This is a genomic window from Hymenobacter sp., from assembly GCF_036387835.1.
Classification (GTDB): Bacteria; Bacteroidota; Bacteroidia; order Cytophagales; family Hymenobacteraceae; genus Hymenobacter.
On record NZ_DASVSY010000115.1, the window covers coordinates 95,452 to 112,482 of the forward strand.

Sequence of the window (17,031 nt, forward strand, 5' to 3'; positions counted from 1 at the left end):
GACGAGAATAATTACTCGGTTTGTATCCGGAGCTTTGCGCTACGCTTCCCGTACAAAGAGGCCTGTATCTTTGCTGTTCCTCTCCTTACCCCAACATCTCCTATGCTACTCGGCGACTACAACGAACTGGAAGTGGACCGCGAGGTCGATTTTGGCATGTACCTGCGGTCCGATGACGGCGACATGCTGATTCCGCGCAAATACATTCCCGAGGGCACCCGCATCGGCGACGTGCTGCGCGTGTTCGTGTACCGCGACTCGGAAGACCGCCTTATTGCCACTACCTTAGACCCGCTGGCCAAAGTCGGCGACTTTGCTGCCTTGACGGTACGCGACGTGACCCCGCTAGGTGCCTTCCTGGACTGGGGCCTCGAAAAAGATTTGTTTCTCCCCTACCGCAACCAGCGTCGCAGCCTGCGCGTGGGCCAGCGCGAAACCGTGTACGTGTACCTCGACGACACCTCAGACCGCATCGTAGCCACCGCCAAATGGGAGCGGCAGTTGCCTAGTGACGTGCTGTTCCCCGGCAAAGTGGGCGACGAAGTGCGCTTGTTTGTGGCCGATGAAACAGATATGGGCTACAAGGTTATCGTCAACGGCACCCATCAGGGCTTGCTCTACCACAACGAGGTGTTCCGGCCGCTACGTCTCGGTGACACGCCTACCGGCTACGTGCGCCAGATTCGGGAAGATGGCAAGCTGGATATCAGCCTGCAGCGCGTCGGCTACGACGAAGCCCTGGCCGCCGCCGATACCCTGCTGGATGCCCTACGCCAAGCTCCCGGTGGCAAGCTCCCACTCGGCGACAAAAGTGAGCCCGACGATATATACCGCCGCTTGGGCATGAGCAAGAAGGTATTCAAAAAGGCCTTGGGCACGCTGTATAAACGCGGCGAGGTGCAGCTTTTCCCGGAACACACGCAGCTGGTGAGCAAGAGCTAATCAGGCGGTGCTTTGGGAGCCTTGTTTGGTTTTCGCAATAAGGCCGTCATGCTTCGGCAAGCTCGGCATGGCGGCCTGGAGTTTTGAGATACAGTTACCTGAAGCCAGTCCAGCTTTTCTTTTCAAGTGAGTAAGCCTTAATAGGCAGCAGATAGCTATTCCTTCGGGAAGCCGTTAACTTGCCGCTACGAATTCCAACCGTAGGCTACCTGATGTTTCTTACCACCTGGCACCGCTTTCTTGGTATCCGCCCTGAGGAGGGCAAGACGGTGTGGCTGTTCTTTCTGCACAACTTCCTGCTCGGCATCGGCACCATCCTGGTGTACGTGGCGGCCAACGTTATTCTGCTTGAGAACAACCCCGAGCGCAACCTGCCGCTGGCCTACGGCGTGGCCGCGCTGGCGCTCATGGCCGTGGGCCGGGCCTATACGCATTTCGAGCACCAACTGCAACTGCAGCGCCTAGCGGTGCGGGTGCTGCTGGCAGTGGTAGTCCTGACGGGCGTGCTGGGCGTGCTGGTGGCGCTGGGGCATTCGGTGGCGGCTGCGGTGGCTATTATGGCGGGCTACCGCATCATCTACCTGCTCACCAACCTCGAGTTCTGGGGCGTGTCGGCGGTGGTGTTTGACGTGCGGCAAAGCAAGCGGCTCTTCAGCCTCATCAGTTCCGGTGATATGCCGGCCAAAGCCCTGGGCGCGGTACTGGCGGTGCTGGTTCACGGCCACACCGACTTGCTGTACTTACTGCTGCTGGCTTTTGCGGCTTACGGAGGCGCGTTGCTGACGCTGCGCACCACGTTGGCCTCGCACGTGGTAGAAGCTAAATCGGTGGCCCGGCGGCAACGACAACAAGGTACAACCTCGTTGCTGCAACGCTGGTTCGGCAACAGTGACTTGGTGCTATCGATGTGTTTGAGTTTGATGGCTGTGGCGGCTGTTACGACCGGCGTCGAGTATTCGTTCTTCGTCAACGTCAAGCACAAATTCCACGACCAGGCCACGCTGATGCGCTATTTAGGTACGGTTCTGACGCTGACCTACCTGCTGGCCATGGTGTTCAAAGTACTGCTTTCGCAGTTCACGCTCGAGCGCATGGGCATACGCCGCATGTTGCTGGCCTTGCCGATTTTGGTGCTAGTAGGGGTTCTGCTATTTGGGGGGCTGCGCTACATTGCGGCCGTCGACTCCCTCATGCTGCTGTACTTCTGCGGCTTGTTTCTGGGGCTGGAGGTGCTGCGGCGGGCGGTTTTCGACCCGGTGTTTCTGGTGCTGTTTCAGGCACTTTCGGCCGAAGAGCGGTTGCAGGCCCACACCAGGGCCAAGGGCTTTTTCGAGCCTTTAGGGATGGCGCTGGCCGGATTCCTGCTGTTTGCGCTGCACCACTTGCCGGAGCTGAACGAGTGGCTGCCGTTCGTGTGGATGGGCTTGTTTGCGGCCGGGGCGCTGCTATTTCTGCACCGCACCTACGGCCACTACCTCGCCGAGCTGCAACACGCCGTCAGCCGCCGCTTCACCGACGATACCGAGGTGCTGACGTCTATTTCGGGCTGGCGCCAGCCCTCTGCGGCCGACCCTGGCCATGCTTCTGAGGTACCGAACACCGAATACATCCGGGGACTGGTTGCGGCCTTAACAGATCGGACGCGGCGCCGCGGGGCGGCCGCACGCCTGGTACAGCTCGGCGAAACGGCTTTGCCGCTGCTAGCCGAGGCCCTGCACGTAGCCACCGAAGAAGTGCAGGTGCAGCGACTCGCGCAGGTGTGCGGCCACATCCGTACGGATGCCAGTCGCCGAGTCCTGGTGGCGCTGGTGCAGCAGCCTCGCCTGTTCGGGCGCGAAGTTGCCCTTCGTGCCCTTCGTAACTTCGACCAAAACCCTAATGATGCGCCCACCTTCCAGGTTTTGATGCGCGAAGAGTTGCAGCTGGCTCAGCAGTTGCTCTATGGTCTGGCCGCCGCGCCCGTCGAACTTTCTCGTGCTCTCAACTACGAGCTAACCCGGGTGCAGCAGCGAATTTTTGGCTTGCTGCTCCAACTCTATCCCCCGCAGTTCATTGCCGATGCTCAACGCGGCGTGGCACATGCCGCCCGCGAGCGACAAGCCAACGCCCTCGAAATCCTCGACAACATCATTCCCCGCTCGCTCTACCAGGGCCTGCAAGCCCTGCTCGACGTGCTGCCCGTGCCCGACAAAATCCGCACTTTCGACCGGTTGCTAGGGGCTCCCGCGGTGCCAGTACTGGTGGTACCGCTAGTGGTTTGGGAAGGCGAAACCGGCTTTTCCGACTGGACCGTAAGCGTAGCGCTACGGCACTGGCGTCCTGAATCAAGCACCGTAGCACAACTGGTTTCCCACCTCGATAGCAAGAGCCTGCTCGTGCGCGAAAGTGCGTTTGCCGTGCTCGAGCAACTAGCGCAGCAACAACCGTTCTTGCATCAGCAGCTTGTAAACAAGTATCCTATTGTAGCTTTCCAACTTATGGACCATCACGCTGCCGCCGGCCATATTTCCGCTCAGGAGCGGGTGCAGGTGCTACACCACACCGCGTTGTTTGCCGAAACTCCTGAAAACGTGCTTAGCAGCATCGTCCCGATCATGAAGGAAGTTTCCTTCCACGAGGGCCAAGAGATATTCGCCAAAGGCGACTTGGGCACCTCACTCTACATCGTGTACGAAGGCGAAGTAGGCATCTTCAACGGCCCTCAACAGCTCGCCACATTCAAGAAAGGCGACTTTTTCGGCGAGTTGGCCTTGCTCGACGCCGAGCCCCGTTCTGCCACCGCCGTAGCGCACGGCCCCGTAGTAGCCTTCCGCCTCGACCAGGAAGATTTCTATGACGTGATGGAGGAACGCGGCGAAGTGCTGCGCAACGTACTGCGGGTGCTTTGCCAACGCCTGCGCCGCCAAAACGAGAAAATGCAGTTAGCCGAACCTCGTCCCCTGGCTTCCTCTTCAGAAGAAAGCGGAAAATAGCTTTCAAGGTGTGCCCGGAAGCTATAGTAACGTTAGGCTTCAAAGCTGTTTAGGAAGTCATCAGACCATCATGCTTGAATTTTCAGACTTCCTAAACAGCTTCTTCATCTAGCCAGCCTAATATCCGCTTGACGGGAAGTAGGCATAAGGTTTCCTACAAGCTTTTGGAGCCTATCAGACTAGAGCCTGTCATTCCGACGCAGGAGGAATCCGAGTTATTTCGATGAAGACTTTACTCAGATTCCTCCTGCGTCGGAATGACAGTTTCTAATCGGAGTGACGAGCTTTTAAGGCTTTTGCCAAAAAGTAACCGGGCTGTTCGTTGCGTACTCCGTAATGGTGGTAGCGCCCGCCTTGGTAGTCTTCACGGCTTTTCTGGCAATAGGCACGGGCAAAAGCCGAATATACTCTATGGTTTTTCCGTCGCGCCGGGTTTCCAGATCGTACTCACTGCTCACGGGCGAGGCCAGCTGGTACAGGTTCTTGGCCATGTACTGGTAGAGGTAATCCTCCTTCATCTTGGACACCTTGTGGTTCCAGTTGGCAGTAGGGTTAACCAGCAGTGGCTTGCCGTTGACGAGTCGCTCCCGGACTTCCTCTATGCTTAGCAGATTTCCCTGCTCGTTCATCACGTAGGCATCGTTGGTAGGGTCCATCCAGAGCCATTTGTTTTCACTGGCGGAGTACACCGCGTTGATGACGTGGCTATCCACGTCGGTGCTGTCTTTGGGCAGGCAGCCTACAAAGCGGGCTTTGTAGCCCATAGCCAGGTAGGCTTCGTTGAGAATGGTAGCCAAGCCCCGGCAGTTCAAGCCGCGCTTTTCCTTCTGGCAAACCTGGATGAAATCCTGCGCATTCCGGGAAGGCGGATTGCCGTTGTTGCCATCGTGGGGCACCAGTTCGTGCACCCAATGCAGCAGGTTAATCATGCGCGAAACCTCGTTGCCCGCCCCGGCAATAGAATCCAGCTGGTAGGTTTTGCGCAAGGCCACCAGGTGCGGCTCATCGGCCGACTGGTAACGAAACGCCGGCAAGGTCTGACTCTCCTTCGCCACGTAGCCTTTCGACTGCTGCAGCACATACAGGTAGTCGCCCTTCTCCCGGATGGACGCCATCTGCTGTTGGAACCCTTTATCGCTCCGGATGAAATCCAGGTCGGTGTCGGATTTGGCGTGCATGTAGTTCTGCCAGCCATTGCTGACAGCCAGCTTGAAGCTCGCCAACGCATTGGGCCGGTCCTTGGCCAGTGCGTAATAGCAGGCTTCGTTGTAGTACATGCTGGCCAAGTTCGGCTTCAGCTCCCTTTTAACCGGCTCGTCGAGCGCATCGTAGGTTTTGTGCCACCCCGCCAGCAAAGTAAGCGCCTGCCGATACTGCCTGGCCTCCACCAAAGGCCGCACCTCCTTGTTAAGGTTGGCACTATAGGCCCCAAATTCCTCTTTGGTCTTGCCTTGCTGTTGCGCCACTAAGGCCGAGCTAGTTAGCAGAAAGCAGATAATCAGCGAAAAAGCACACCTCATCAATAGAATTGATTAAGAGAATTTATAGCATACCAAGGCGAGCCTTCACCCAATGCGTTGCCGGGCTACCGAGTGAACTGGGGAAGCGTGACGGTGGAATAGATGGAACAAACGAGCACACCGTTGCCGCCTTCAGTACAAACGAGTTAGCGTGAAAGCAGAACGCCATGCGGCTTAACCGCAGTATGGCGTTCTGCTATTATTTCTGCCTACGCCATCACCTCGTAGGTCATCACCGGTTTGGCCTTGTTCTTTAGCTTCAACTCGCCCACGGGCTGACATTGGAAAGACTCTTTTACCTTCAAGTAAATAGCGTCGGTGATGATGATTTGGTTGGGCTGGGCGGCCCCTTGCAAACGCTGACTCACGTTGACGGTGTCGCCGATAACGGTGTAGTCGAGGCGGCGCAGGGAGGCCGAGCCGATGTTGCCGCACACCATTTCGCCGGTGTTGATGCCGATAGATACCTGCGGCTGGTAGCTGGTGCCGTCGGGCAGGGTGCTTAGCTGGTTCTGGATGAGCGTACGCACCGTCAAGGACGCATCAATGGCTTTGTCGAGGTGGTATTCGCCCCGGAACACGGCCATTACCGCGTCGCCCATAAACTTGTCGATGTAGCCGCCCTGCGCAATAATCTCCTTCACCATCTGGTCGAAGTAGGTGTTGAGCAGCGTAACCACCGTGGGCGCCGGCAGCACCTCCGACAGGGCCGTGAAGCCGCAAATGTCGATAAAGACAACGGTGGCTTCCACGGTTTCGCTGGCCATAAGCCGGTCTTCGAAACCGGGGCGGGCCATGAAATTGATTACCGTTTCGTCGACGTACATCTTCAGGATGTTGTTTTCCTGGATGGCCCGCAGCGTTTCGCGCAGCTGCTGGACGTGGCTGGCGGTTTTTTGCATGGTCACTTCCAGGTCGGCGAAGTCCACGGGCTTGCACACGAAGTCGAAGGCACCGCGGTTCATGGCCGTCCGGATATTTTCCATGTCGCCGTAGGCCGACACCATCACCGTTTTCAACACCGAATTCAGCTCGTGGAGCTTGGAAAGCAGCGTCAGCCCGTCCATGACGGGCATGTTGATGTCGGAGAGAATAATATCCAGGTCCGGATTTTCTCGAATGCAGTCCAGGGCCTCCTGCCCGTTGCCGGCAAACTTGAACTCGTACACGCCTTCCCGAATCTGCCGCCGAAATTTCTGCTTGATTAGCAGCTCCAGGTCGGCCTCATCGTCTACTACCAGGATTCTTGTTTTCATAGCTTATCCTCCAGCGAGAACAGTTTTTCTTTGAGCGCGGCAAAATCTACGGGCTTGGTCAGGAAGTCGTTGGCCCCGAGCTGCATGGCCTGGTTGTAGCTGTCGGTGTCGCCGTAAGCGGTTATCATCATGACCAGGGGCGGGGCCGGGGGCGGGGCGGCGTATTCCTGCTTCACGCGCCGCAGCAGCTCCAGCCCGCTCATGCCCGGCATGTTGATGTCCGATAAAATCAGCACCACTTCCGACGCGTGGCCGTGCAAGTAATCAAGCGCCTCTTCGCCCGAATAAGCAAAAGAAAACGTGAATGCGCCGCTGCGAATCTCGCGCCGGAAGCGCTGCTCGAACAAGATGCGCACGTCTGCTTCGTCGTCAACAACCAGTATTTTCATCTTGTCAAAGTTAGTATAGTTGCCAGATTGATTTGTCTTAAATTGGCAAGGCAACCAGAAACTCGGTGCCCTTCCCTTCTTTACTTGCCACGCTGAGCGTACCACCGTGGCCTTTGGTGATGATGTCATGGCTGAGTGAGAGGCCTAGGCCCGTGCCTTCGCCGGTGGGTTTGGTGGTGAAGAAGGGTTGAAAAATCTTTTGCTTGACATCCTCGGGAATACCCATACCGTTGTCGCTCACCCGGACTTCGATAGCGCCAGCAGCCTGCTTGGTGCTGACCGTGACGGTGGGCTGATAGCCGGGCTCGTCTTGTTTCTGGCGCTGCTGCACGGCGTAGAAGGCGTTGGTGAGTAGGTTGAGCAACACCCGCCCCACATCCTGCGTGATAATCTCGACCGGCTTAAGGCCGGGGTCGAAGTGGGTGGTGAGGTTGGCGTTGAAGCTTTTGTCTTTGGCCCGCAAGCCCTGGTAAGCTAGGCGCAGATACTCGTCGCACAGCGCATTGATATCCGTCGGGGCCCGCTCGCCGGTGCTGGCCCGGCTGTGTTCGAGCATGCCGCGCACGATGCTGCTGGCCCGCTGCCCGTGCTGGTAAATTTTGCCCAGGTTTTGTTTCAAGTCGCCTAACAGCTCAACTTCCAGGGCCACGTCGCGGGTTGGCCGCTGCTGCTCTTCCGCTAGCTCCTCGACCAGTTCCCCTGATACCTCTGCGAAATTGTTGACGAAGTTGAGCGGGTTCTGAATTTCGTGAGCGATACCGGCCGTTAGCTCGCCCAAACTGGCCATCTTTTCAACCTGAATGAGTTGGGCCTGGGTGGTGCGCAGCTTGGTGAGGGAGGCATCGAGCTGGTCGCGCTGGGTTTGCATTTCCATCTTCTGCTGGCTGAGCAGGGCGTTGGCCCGTTGCTGGCGGCGGTTGGCGCGCCCGAGCACGAAGCCCAGGCCAGCCAGCAGAGCCAGCACGGCCAGCGCGGAAAACAGCAGCAGGCGCTGGCGCCGGGCGCGGGCCGCGTCCTGCACCTGGGCCAGGCGCAGGGCCGCAATGCGAGCCTGCTGGGCCTGTTTGGCGCGCTCGCCCTCGTAGCTGGCCACCTGGAACGTGCCCTGCGTGGTGCGCAACGAATCGGCAAGTGCCAGGCCGAGGCGGGCGTAGCGGCCGGCGGGCGCGGCCTGCCCCTGCTGGGCGTAGAAGTCGGTCAGCGCGCGCAGGTAAGCCAGGCGTTGCATCACCAGCTTCGCTTCGCGGGCTTTGCTGTAGGCCGTCAGCCAGGCCTGTTCGGCGCGAGCCGGTTCGCCGCGGGCGGTGTAGTAGCGGGCCCAGGTCGCGTCCAGCTCGATAACGCCGCCAGGGCTGCGGATGCCCAGCTTCAGCGAGTCGGCCAGCTGCTGGGCCCGCGCCTGTAGGGGCCCGGCCTCGGCTACCCGGCGCATATCGAGCAGCACCGCGCTTTCAACTACCAAACCGTAGGCCTGATTAAGCGGTACCAGGGCGGCGTAGCGGCGGGTGGTATCGGTGGAGACGTCGGCCAGGGCCCGGTTGGCGGCGCGCAAAGCGGCGGGATAGTCGCGCAGCTGGCGGTAGGCCTGGGCCATACCCCGATACGCGAAGGCGTTCTGGTCGAAGTCGTCGCGCCGGGGCAGGATGGCGCCCACGGCCAGCCCCTGGCGCAGAAAGTAAAGGGCCTTGGCCGGGTTGCCCCACTCGGCGTACAAATTGCCGACCGCATTCAGCTCATTCTCCTGCCGATACCGGTCAAACGCCCGGTAGAGGTCGGCGGAGCGCAGGAAGTGACTGATGCCCTGGTTGTAATCTCCTCGTCTTGCGAAAGGCGCCCCTAGCAAATGGTGGCAAGCGGCCAGGTTCACCAGCGCCCCACGAGCCTCATATTGGGTTACCTTGGCTTGGAAATAGGCTATTTGCGCTTCCGGCTGCTTGAGCTGTCGGAATAGGGTACCGATTTCCCCCAACGATATCCGCGCCGGTCGACCCACGCTGTCGAACGCCTCCACAACAGCCCGCAGGCCCTTGAGACGAGTCGCGGGGTTGGCTTTGGCCTTATACAGCTGGTAGTCGGCGTAGAATAGCTGGTGGGCACGGGCCTCGGGCCGGCGCAGGCGGCGCAGCAGGCGTAACCGCTCCCGGAACAAGGAATCGTAGTCGGCCTCCGACCTGGGCTCCCCCCCCACCTCGAACAGGTGCAGCAGGGTGCGCAGACGGGCGGTGTCGGCGCGCTGGGTGTCGAGCACCCGGCGCAGGGAGTCGCCGTCGGCTTCCCAGTAGCGGCGGGCCGGCGTGGTCTGGGCCGCCAGCGGGTGGCCGAGCAGGGTAAGCAGGCACAGCGGCAGCAGCCAGTGCAAGCACGGCCGAAGCGGAGTCAGAGGAGATAAGGCGGGCATAATCAAGCAGGTAAGCAAATAAGAAATTCGGTTGATTCGCCCGGCACGGAAATCACGCTGAGCGTACCACCGTGGCCTTTGGTGATGATGTCGTAGCTCAGCGAGAGGCCTAGGCCCGTGCCTTCGCCGGTGGGCTTGGTGGTGAAGAAGGGCTGGAAGATTTTGGCCTGCACCTCCGCCGGAATGCCGGAGCCGTTGTCGCGCACGCGGAGTTCGAGGTGGTCCTGGCAGTTCTTGCTACTGACGCTGACGGTGGGTTGGTAGCCGGGCTGGCCTTGTTTCTGGCGCTGCTGCACGGCGTAGAAGGCGTTGGTGAGCAGGTTGAGCAACACCCGGCCAATGTCCTGCGAAACAACTTCGACGGGCTCCAGGCTAGTATCGAAGTCGGTGGTGAGGGTGGCGTTGAAGGTTTTGTCTTTGGCGCGCAGGCCGTGGTAAGCCAGGCGCAGGTATTCGTCGGCCAGGGCGTTGAGGTCGGTGGGGTGCCGCTCGCCGTTGCTGGCCCGGCTGTGCTCCAACATGCCCCGCACAATGCTGCTGGCCCGCTGCCCGTGATGGGTGATTTTCTGGAGGTTCTGCTTTAAGTCGGCCAGCAGCTCGCTTTCCAATTCCGGGTCGCGCGTGGGCTTCAACTGCTCTTCTTCCAGCTCCTGCAACAGCTCGGTGCTCACTTCCGAGAAATTGTTGACGAAGTTGAGCGGGTTCTGAATCTCGTGGGCGATGCCGGCCGTCAGCTCGCCCAGGCTGGCCATCTTCTCGGCCTGAATGAGCTGGGCCTGGGTGGTTTTCAGTTCGGTGAGCGTGTCGCGCAGCTCTTCGGCCCGCTGCGTGAGGGCGGCGGTGCGCTCCGATACCAACCGTTCCAGCTCGGCATTTTGGGCTTCTATCCGCTTCTTGTTTCGTTCTTCTTCCTCGCGTACCAGGCGCTCGGCTTCCAGCTGCTTTTTCTGGCTGCGGGCAATAAACCCGAAGGTGATCATCCAGATAATAGCAAAGCCCTGTGTGGTTTGGAAAGCATCATCGTAGGCTTTGAGAAGTTGCTTGCTTAACAGCGCGGCCACAAACTCAAACAAGAAGTACAAAGCGAATGGCGCCATGGCCAAGAGCAATGTGCGCGCCGGGCGGTAGTCGCGCACCCGGAGCAGCATAGCCGCTATTACGCCAAACGCAAACAGCCAATACGCATCGTTGAGCAGCTCACTCTTCACCCTGAAAATAGCGGCCAACACAAACAGCACCACGCCCGGCACCCAAATCTTCTTCAGCACGGCATCCCAACGGGCAGAGCGAATAGGCAAATTCAGGAACTTGCTTAGCACCCGCCCGATTCCGGTAGTTAATCCGGCTGTGAATAAAATCTCGGTATTGATATCCATAAAGTCCGGTGTCCAGTAAATGAATTTCGGTAAGTGCTGGCTGCGGGCTAGCAGCCATGCGAAACCGTTTCCAGCTTTGCATTCGTTGATCGAGGGCGAGTAAACACGGAGCCTACTCTTCCAGGCTTTGCCGATGGGCTGCTGAAGGTAAAGAAAGGGCATAAAATTCAGGCTTTCCTATTCTCGAATTAAGCGCGCTGGGCTGTCCTATCTGTTTGTATGAATATCTTGCTGTGTTTTCCGACCGTTAGCTGGAACCCATGAACGTTGCGCTTGCCGAAGAATATGTTTTGTTGCAGCTGCGCACGCAACTGCCCGCCATTCTCTACTACCACGGCGTGCACCACACGCTCGACGTAACGCAGGCCGCCATGCAGCTGGCCACGGCCGAAGGCATCACCGACGAAACCGAGCGCCAACTACTACGCACGGCCGCTCTCTACCACGACACCGGCTTTCTGCGCACCTACACCGGGCACGAAGCCGAGGGCTGCGCCCTCGTGCGGGAGGTGTTGCCCACCTTCGATTATCAGCCCACCCAGATTGAAACTATCTGCGCCATGATTATGGCCACCCGGCTGCCCCAGGACCCGCACTCGCACCTGGCCGAAATCCTCTGCGATGCCGACCTCGATTACCTAGGCCGCCCCGATTTCGAGCCGATAGCGCACACCTTATTTCTGGAGTTTCAGGCGCGGCAGCTTGTTACGGCCGACGAAGAAGCCTGGAACCGCTCGCAAGAACAATTTCTGGCCCAGCACCACTATTGGACCACCACGGCTACTGCCTGGCGCGAAGCCCCCAAGCAGGCTCGGTTAGCGGAAATTCGAGAGAAGCTCTCGACTTCCTTGCAATAGTCTGCGGCCTCAGTGCCGCATTACTAACGAACAATGTAGAGACGCCTCTTTGCGTCTCGGCGTTGAACAACATCGGCGGGTTGGTGCGGGCGCCGAGACGCAAAGAGGCGTCTCTACCTCGTTCTAATCGCTCTTTGGCTAACTCAAACAGCTTCTTAGAGTCGCTATATGGCTGCTCTGTTACTTACCTTAACTGGTATAGAGCGAAGGGCCGCATTCGCTTTTCAACTGCCCTAATCAGCCCTTTGCAGACAGTAAGCAACGCTTGCGGTGCGAGTAGCATCTTTCCGCCACTGCCTTACCCTGCGAGCGGGTTTTACGTACCACGGCAGGCCCCAACGGCTAAGCGCGAAGGCTAGCTGTTCGGGTATCAGGCTTTCGGCTACCCGTTGCTACTTCTTTATATTATGCACAAAACCGCTCTCATTGCCGGGGCCACTGGCCTGATTGGTTCGCAGCTCCTGCCCCTACTGCTGGCCTCCGACCGTTATGCCAAAGTTATTGTGGTAGCAAGGCGACCCTTGCCCCAGGTGCACGCCAAGCTGGAACAGCGCATCCTCGATTTCGACCGCCTCGAAGAACACAGTATGAGTTTAATTGCCGACGACGTGTACTGCTGCCTCGGCACGACTATGCGCCAAGCAGGCTCTAAAGACGCTTTTTACCGCGTCGATTATCTGTACGTGGTAGCGCTGGCCGCCCTGACGGCCCGCAACTTTGCTTCGCAGCTGCTGCTGGTGTCGGCCATGGGGGCCGATGCTGAATCGCGCTTTTATTACAACCGGGTAAAAGGCGAAATGGAAGCCGCAGTGCGCCAAACACCTTTTCGAGCGATTCACATCTTCCGGCCTTCGTTGCTGCTCGGTGAGCGAAGTGAAAAGCGGACGGGCGAACAAATCGGCGCAGTGCTGCTCCGGGCCCTCACCCCCCTGCTGCTGGGGCCCCTGCGCAAGTACCGGGCCGTGCCCGCCGCCGCCGTAGCGCGCGCCATGCTACGCGCTGCCGAAGACGACGGTGGTGGCATCAAGGTGCATCTGTCCGACGAAATAGCCCGCACTACCGTTATGTAATAATTCCGCCCTATATCCGCCTGTGTCAGTATATTTACTGGAATTAGTTTTCATTTTTATCATTTTACTATGAAGAATTTTACCCTTTTTGCGTTGGGTATTGCGCTGGCTTGTAGCACGCAGGTAGTGTCGGCCCAAAGCAAAAAAAAGAGTAGCGGCGGCGGTAGCAGTAGTAGCTACAGCACTGGAATTGGGTTGCGGGGTGGTGGCTATTCTTCGGGGCTTACCATCAAACATTTTCTAAGTGGTAAAAACGGGGTTGCTATCGAAGGGCTGCTGACGACGGAGTACAAAGCGCGCGGGGTCCGGCTTACCTTACTGGGCGAGAAGCACAAAGGCATTTCTGATGTGAAAGGCTTACAATTCTACTACGGTGCTGGCTTCCACGCCGGCGCCTACCGGGGCCGCTACTACTTCGCGGATGCCCGCTTCTATCGGTACCACAAGAAGGACCTCTACGTCTACTACACCGATGACGCTACTTACGTAGCCTTTGGGGCCGACCTGGTTCTGGGGTTAGAGTACAAGATAGAGGATCTGCCGTTCGTGGTGGGTGTCGACTACAAGCCGTTCTTCGAGGTATTTAATGGCTACACCGGCTTCTACAACGACGCGGCCGTGAGCTTGCGCTTCACGTTCTAGCGTTTTAGCGTTTTAGCGTTTTAGCATAGTACGGTAGTGGTACGGGTTTTACAGGGGCCGTATCACTTCGTTTAGAACCTGATCAGTTCTTTGTCCGGTTTTGCTAATCAGCCTGTATCAGGCGCTTGTTCGATTCATTCTCAGCACCCCATCAGGCATTCTGATGGGGTGTTTTTGTGTTTACGAAATACATATTCAGCTTGTAAAAGCAGCTTCCTACTAGCTACTACCTAGCTCGGAAAGCGTTACCCCGCGCTGCTACACTAAACTGAGTAGCGCTAACAACTCCAATCAAAAAATACCTAGAAGTAGGTATTGACGCCTACTCCATGGAATGTTATATTCATATAACAAGTAACCCACTAGCAATCAGATCTATAAAGGTCTTTTCTTGCTCATCCTGCTGTCGTTTTTGTTGCCGTTCATCTACTCCCTTTCGCTATGAAGCACTCCCTACTCTTCCTTGTACTTAGCTGGACATCGGGTTTGGCGCCAGCCTTGGCTCAGCTACCAAAATCTACCGACCGGGCTCCGCGGCCTCTAACTGAGCTAGAGCGGCTTGAGGGTCAGTTTCACCGGCAGCTTCCTGCTCCCGCCCGACCTACTGCCACGGTGCGGGTACCAACGCGAAGTTCTTCTTACCTCTGGAATCGGGCAACCAATCAGTGGACGGCACCGACCATCCAGCTTAGCACCTACAACAATCAGGCGCTTATAACGCAAGCTACTTCTCTGGATTCCACTTCACAACGCCCTATCAGCCGCACCTCCTATACCTACGACGCTACCGGTCATTCTACCCTGTATCTGGGGGAAACCTGGAATGGTACAAGCTGGCAAAATTCCAATCAGACATTCATAAGCTATGATGCCCAAGGCCGTGTAACGCAGTATCTCGATCAGGCCTGGACGAATGGCGCCTGGGTTAATGCGTACCGCACCCAGATTACCTACAATGCCCAAGGCTATCAAACGCAGTACTTGAGCCAGATATGGACCAATGGAGCGTGGGTAACAAATTGGGGCAGCTCTTCCACCTATAGCTTCGACACGAGTAGCCGCTTAACCGAAGTTATTTCCGCGAATTGGGATTTAAATACCGGCGTTTTTGTGCCCCAGGCCCGCTACCTCTATACATACAATGGCGTCGCTGTCCTGACTAGCACACTGACTATTCAGTACTGGCAAAACGGTGCCTGGACGAACAGTCTTAGGGAGTTAAACTTTAATCGCGACGCGCAACAACGAATCACTTACAGTGAAGGCCAGACCTGGGACGGGGCCGCCTGGCAGTTGAGTACACGCTACAACTATACCTATGCAGCCACAAACCCAGGCTATGTACAGCTAACCGAGCGGCTGCAAGGGAGCACCTGGGTGAACAGTATGCGCGTTACCTACTCGTTTGATGCTCAAAATCAATTCACGAGCTATAGCCTCGAAAACTGGAGTAACAATGGCTGGGTAACAACGCAAGGCGGCCGCAACATCAACGGCTACAACGCTACCAATGACCTTATTCGCCGGCTCGAACAGCAATTTGATCCGACAGCTAATGCCTATGTGAGTATGTTAAGAGCTTATTACTTTAACTTCCAATCTATTGCGTTAGCCACTAAGCCGGCCATATTCCGGGGGCAGGTTTCGCTCTACCCTAACCCGAGCAGTTCCAGCGCCACGCTTACGCTTGCTGGCCTCCATACATCATCAGCGGCCAGCGCTGAGGTAGTTAATATGCTAGGCCAAGTGGTGCTAAGCATCCAACTAAAGCCGCGAGCGGGCGCGGTACATCAGAAGCTGAACTTAGCTGGCTTGCCAGCAGGAGTGTACTCTGTATGTATTCGCACCGCCGAAGGGGCTATTACCAAACGGCTGGTACGCCAATAGCTTTGTCTCCTTAATCAAGCTCCTGAGAGAAGCACCTCGCTGACCTTCTAGCGGGGTGATATGCTGCGCGCATGGCTTTGCAAAGCAACTCGTAAGCTTCTGGCGTCCAGCAGGCTTCGCACCTACAAAATACCTAAAATTAGGTATTGCGCTTAGCCTATATTAGGCCAATATTTACAAATATAAATTCATATAGTACAAATAGTTGCGCTACCACTTTCTGCGCCTGCGTTTGGCAACTGCCCTGCTTTGCCAGACACCTACCTGACTCGTCTTTGTCACCTTAGCTTCAAATGTATGTTACCACATTCTACTTTCATCAGTCACCGGCTTTACACCTGGTTGAAGCCGGTCTTATTACTACTCGTGCTACTGCTGATTGCGGGCAGCCTCCGGGCGCAAGGACCCGGCTCGGGCGGGCCTACGCCCACCGCCGTGCCCATTGATGGCGGCGCCTCGCTGCTGCTGGCGGCTGGGGCCGCTTATGGCCTCCGACGCTTGCGCAAGCTGCGCCGGTAGGCCGTAGCCCACCGATATAGGGCCGCCCCTTTAGTGTGTCATCGACTGGATGCCTCCTGGCTGAAACGCTAGGAGTGGCTATGCTTTTGCCTGTTTTTCCTTTAACAACCCTCTTTTCAACCTCTACCCTTACGCTATGAAAACCACCTTTACCACCCTGTTTACCAGCCTGCTACTGCTGTACACCCTCGCCGCCCAGGCCCAGGTCATCCGCCGCTGCAACAACGTTGGCGTCACTGGCACCAACATCTACGCCACCTTGCAAGCCGCCCACGACGCCTCAGCCGCCAACGACATTATTTACCTGGAACCCAGCAGTATTTCATACGGCCCCCTGGTTTGCGTCCGCCCGCTCACCATTATTGGGAACGGCTATTTCCTGACGCAGAATCCCGGATTGCAGTTGGATACCCGAGAGTCGATTACCGATGCCGTTACGTTTGCCAATGGCAGCGCCGGCTCGCGTATTACCGGGTGTCGATTGAACGGAAGTGCTAGTATTGGAGCCAGCAATATCACCGTGGAGCGCAATTATTTTAACACCAGTTATTGCTATATCGGCTACAATCCATCTGTAGGTTCCGTGGGCGTGAGCAACATCATCGTCCGGCAGAACTTTATTGACAATGGCTATGATGTCTACTTATATCCAGGTTCGACAGCGGCTACAGCCGTTAGCAATGTTAATATCATCAACAACATTATCACCGGGAATATAACAACTCCCACAGGGCAGTTTACCCGCCTCAGTAATATTCTGATTACCAACAATGTGATTGGCAATTTGACAGGCAGCAGCTCCTACAGAATTGACGTGGATAACGCCGTCATTAAGAATAACATCCTGACCTATACCGGCACCGGCAATAACTTCACGCCGCGCAATAACGCGTATAGCAACAACATCAGCGGCAACACGGCTTTTGGCACGGCCAACGGCAACCAGCAGAACGTGGCGCCTACGGCTATGTTTGTGGGCGGTACTGGTTCTACCGATGGCGCGTTCGTGTTGCGGGCGGCCCCGAATCCGGCCATTGGCACCGGTGAAAGTGGCACGAACGTGGGAGCGTTTGGTGGGGTGAATCCGTACCGCTTGTCGGGTATCCCGAACGTGCCCACCATCTACCAGTACAACCAATCGGTGACGGGCAACACGCTCAACGCCACCATCAGCACCCGGTCCAACAACTAGGGCAGCCCCAC

General features: G+C 57.2%; 13 protein-coding genes. 8 read left to right on the forward strand and 5 right to left on the reverse strand.

Annotated elements, in window-relative coordinates; genetic code table 11:
- Window positions 1-102 precede the first annotated feature (102 nt).
- A complete protein-coding gene (locus tag VF639_RS22745; RefSeq protein WP_331148251.1) occupies window positions 103-942 on the forward strand; it encodes a CvfB family protein in 840 nt (279 codons plus the stop codon).
- 212 nt (window positions 943-1,154) lie between these two features.
- Window positions 1,155-3,914, forward strand: coding sequence for a cyclic nucleotide-binding domain-containing protein (locus tag VF639_RS22750; protein ID WP_331148252.1), 2,760 nt, complete (start codon window positions 1,155-1,157; stop codon window positions 3,912-3,914).
- Window positions 3,915-4,201: 287 nt separating this feature from the next.
- Here VF639_RS22750 and VF639_RS22755 read toward each other — a convergent pair whose 3' ends face one another.
- The 5 genes from VF639_RS22755 to VF639_RS22775 form a co-directional block, all read right to left on the reverse strand.
- Window positions 4,202-5,434 carry a transglutaminase-like domain-containing protein gene (locus VF639_RS22755; protein WP_331148253.1) on the reverse strand — a complete coding sequence of 411 codons (1,233 nt, stop codon included), beginning with the start codon at window positions 5,432-5,434 and terminating at the stop codon, window positions 4,202-4,204.
- Window positions 5,435-5,643: 209 nt separating this feature from the next.
- Window positions 5,644-6,690 (reverse strand): adenylate/guanylate cyclase domain-containing protein, encoded by a 1,047-nt coding sequence (locus VF639_RS22760; RefSeq protein WP_331148254.1) that lies wholly within the window; start codon window positions 6,688-6,690, stop codon window positions 5,644-5,646.
- Window positions 6,687-7,079, reverse strand: coding sequence for a response regulator (locus VF639_RS22765; protein WP_331148255.1), 393 nt, complete (start codon window positions 7,077-7,079; stop codon window positions 6,687-6,689). The genes VF639_RS22760 and VF639_RS22765 overlap by 4 nt, the downstream gene beginning before the upstream one ends.
- 37 nt (window positions 7,080-7,116) lie before the next feature.
- Entirely contained in the window at window positions 7,117-9,477 is a 2,361-nt protein-coding gene (locus VF639_RS22770) for an ATP-binding protein (protein ID WP_331148256.1), read from the reverse strand.
- Window positions 9,478-9,479: 2 nt separating this feature from the next.
- On the reverse strand, window positions 9,480-10,853 hold the full coding sequence (locus VF639_RS22775) for a sensor histidine kinase (protein WP_331148257.1): 1,374 nt from the start codon (window positions 10,851-10,853) through the stop codon (window positions 9,480-9,482).
- A 260-nt stretch (window positions 10,854-11,113) separates the two neighbouring features.
- On the opposite strand from VF639_RS22775, the gene VF639_RS22780 reads away from it, so the two are divergent.
- The 6 genes from VF639_RS22780 (at window position 11,114) to VF639_RS22805 (ending at window position 17,020) form a co-directional block, all read left to right on the forward strand.
- Window positions 11,114-11,710 (forward strand): HD domain-containing protein, encoded by a 597-nt coding sequence (locus VF639_RS22780; protein WP_331148258.1) that lies wholly within the window; start codon window positions 11,114-11,116, stop codon window positions 11,708-11,710.
- Window positions 11,711-12,117: 407 nt separating this feature from the next.
- Complete coding sequence (locus VF639_RS22785) at window positions 12,118-12,780, forward strand: NAD-dependent epimerase/dehydratase family protein (RefSeq protein WP_331148259.1); 663 nt, start codon at window positions 12,118-12,120, stop codon at window positions 12,778-12,780.
- A 69-nt stretch (window positions 12,781-12,849) separates the two neighbouring features.
- A complete protein-coding gene (locus VF639_RS22790; RefSeq protein ID WP_331148260.1) occupies window positions 12,850-13,422 on the forward strand; it encodes a hypothetical protein in 573 nt (190 codons plus the stop codon).
- A gap of 441 nt (window positions 13,423-13,863) precedes the next feature.
- Window positions 13,864-15,309 (forward strand): T9SS type A sorting domain-containing protein, encoded by a 1,446-nt coding sequence (locus VF639_RS22795; RefSeq protein WP_331148261.1) that lies wholly within the window; start codon window positions 13,864-13,866, stop codon window positions 15,307-15,309.
- Window positions 15,310-15,606: 297 nt separating this feature from the next.
- Window positions 15,607-15,828, forward strand: coding sequence for a PID-CTERM protein-sorting domain-containing protein (locus VF639_RS22800; protein WP_331148262.1), 222 nt, complete (start codon window positions 15,607-15,609; stop codon window positions 15,826-15,828).
- 136 nt (window positions 15,829-15,964) lie between these two features.
- The gene (locus VF639_RS22805) at window positions 15,965-17,020 is read left to right on the forward strand and encodes a hypothetical protein (protein ID WP_331148263.1); all 1,056 of its coding nucleotides are present in this window, start codon (window positions 15,965-15,967) and stop codon (window positions 17,018-17,020) included.
- Window positions 17,021-17,031 lie beyond the last annotated feature (11 nt).

Bases quoted from the DNA above. Each gene is read 5' to 3' on its own strand.
- VF639_RS22800 (WP_331148262.1), top strand. From the start codon at position 15,607: ATGTTACCACATTCTACTTTCATCAGTCACCGGCTTTACACCTGGTTG.
- VF639_RS22765 (WP_331148255.1), bottom strand. From the start codon at position 7,079: ATGAAAATACTGGTTGTTGACGACGAAGCAGACGTGCGCATCTTGTTC.
- VF639_RS22795 (WP_331148261.1), top strand. From the start codon at position 13,864: ATGAAGCACTCCCTACTCTTCCTTGTACTTAGCTGGACATCGGGTTTG.
- VF639_RS22790 (WP_331148260.1), top strand. From the start codon at position 12,850: ATGAAGAATTTTACCCTTTTTGCGTTGGGTATTGCGCTGGCTTGTAGC.
- VF639_RS22745 (WP_331148251.1), top strand. From the start codon at position 103: ATGCTACTCGGCGACTACAACGAACTGGAAGTGGACCGCGAGGTCGAT.
- VF639_RS22770 (WP_331148256.1), bottom strand. From the start codon at position 9,477: ATGCCCGCCTTATCTCCTCTGACTCCGCTTCGGCCGTGCTTGCACTGG.
- VF639_RS22750 (WP_331148252.1), top strand. From the start codon at position 1,155: ATGTTTCTTACCACCTGGCACCGCTTTCTTGGTATCCGCCCTGAGGAG.
- VF639_RS22785 (WP_331148259.1), top strand. From the start codon at position 12,118: ATGCACAAAACCGCTCTCATTGCCGGGGCCACTGGCCTGATTGGTTCG.
- VF639_RS22780 (WP_331148258.1), top strand. From the start codon at position 11,114: ATGAACGTTGCGCTTGCCGAAGAATATGTTTTGTTGCAGCTGCGCACG.
- VF639_RS22775 (WP_331148257.1), bottom strand. From the start codon at position 10,853: ATGGATATCAATACCGAGATTTTATTCACAGCCGGATTAACTACCGGA.
- VF639_RS22755 (WP_331148253.1), bottom strand. From the start codon at position 5,434: ATGAGGTGTGCTTTTTCGCTGATTATCTGCTTTCTGCTAACTAGCTCG.
- VF639_RS22805 (WP_331148263.1), top strand. From the start codon at position 15,965: ATGAAAACCACCTTTACCACCCTGTTTACCAGCCTGCTACTGCTGTAC.
- VF639_RS22760 (WP_331148254.1), bottom strand. From the start codon at position 6,690: ATGAAAACAAGAATCCTGGTAGTAGACGATGAGGCCGACCTGGAGCTG.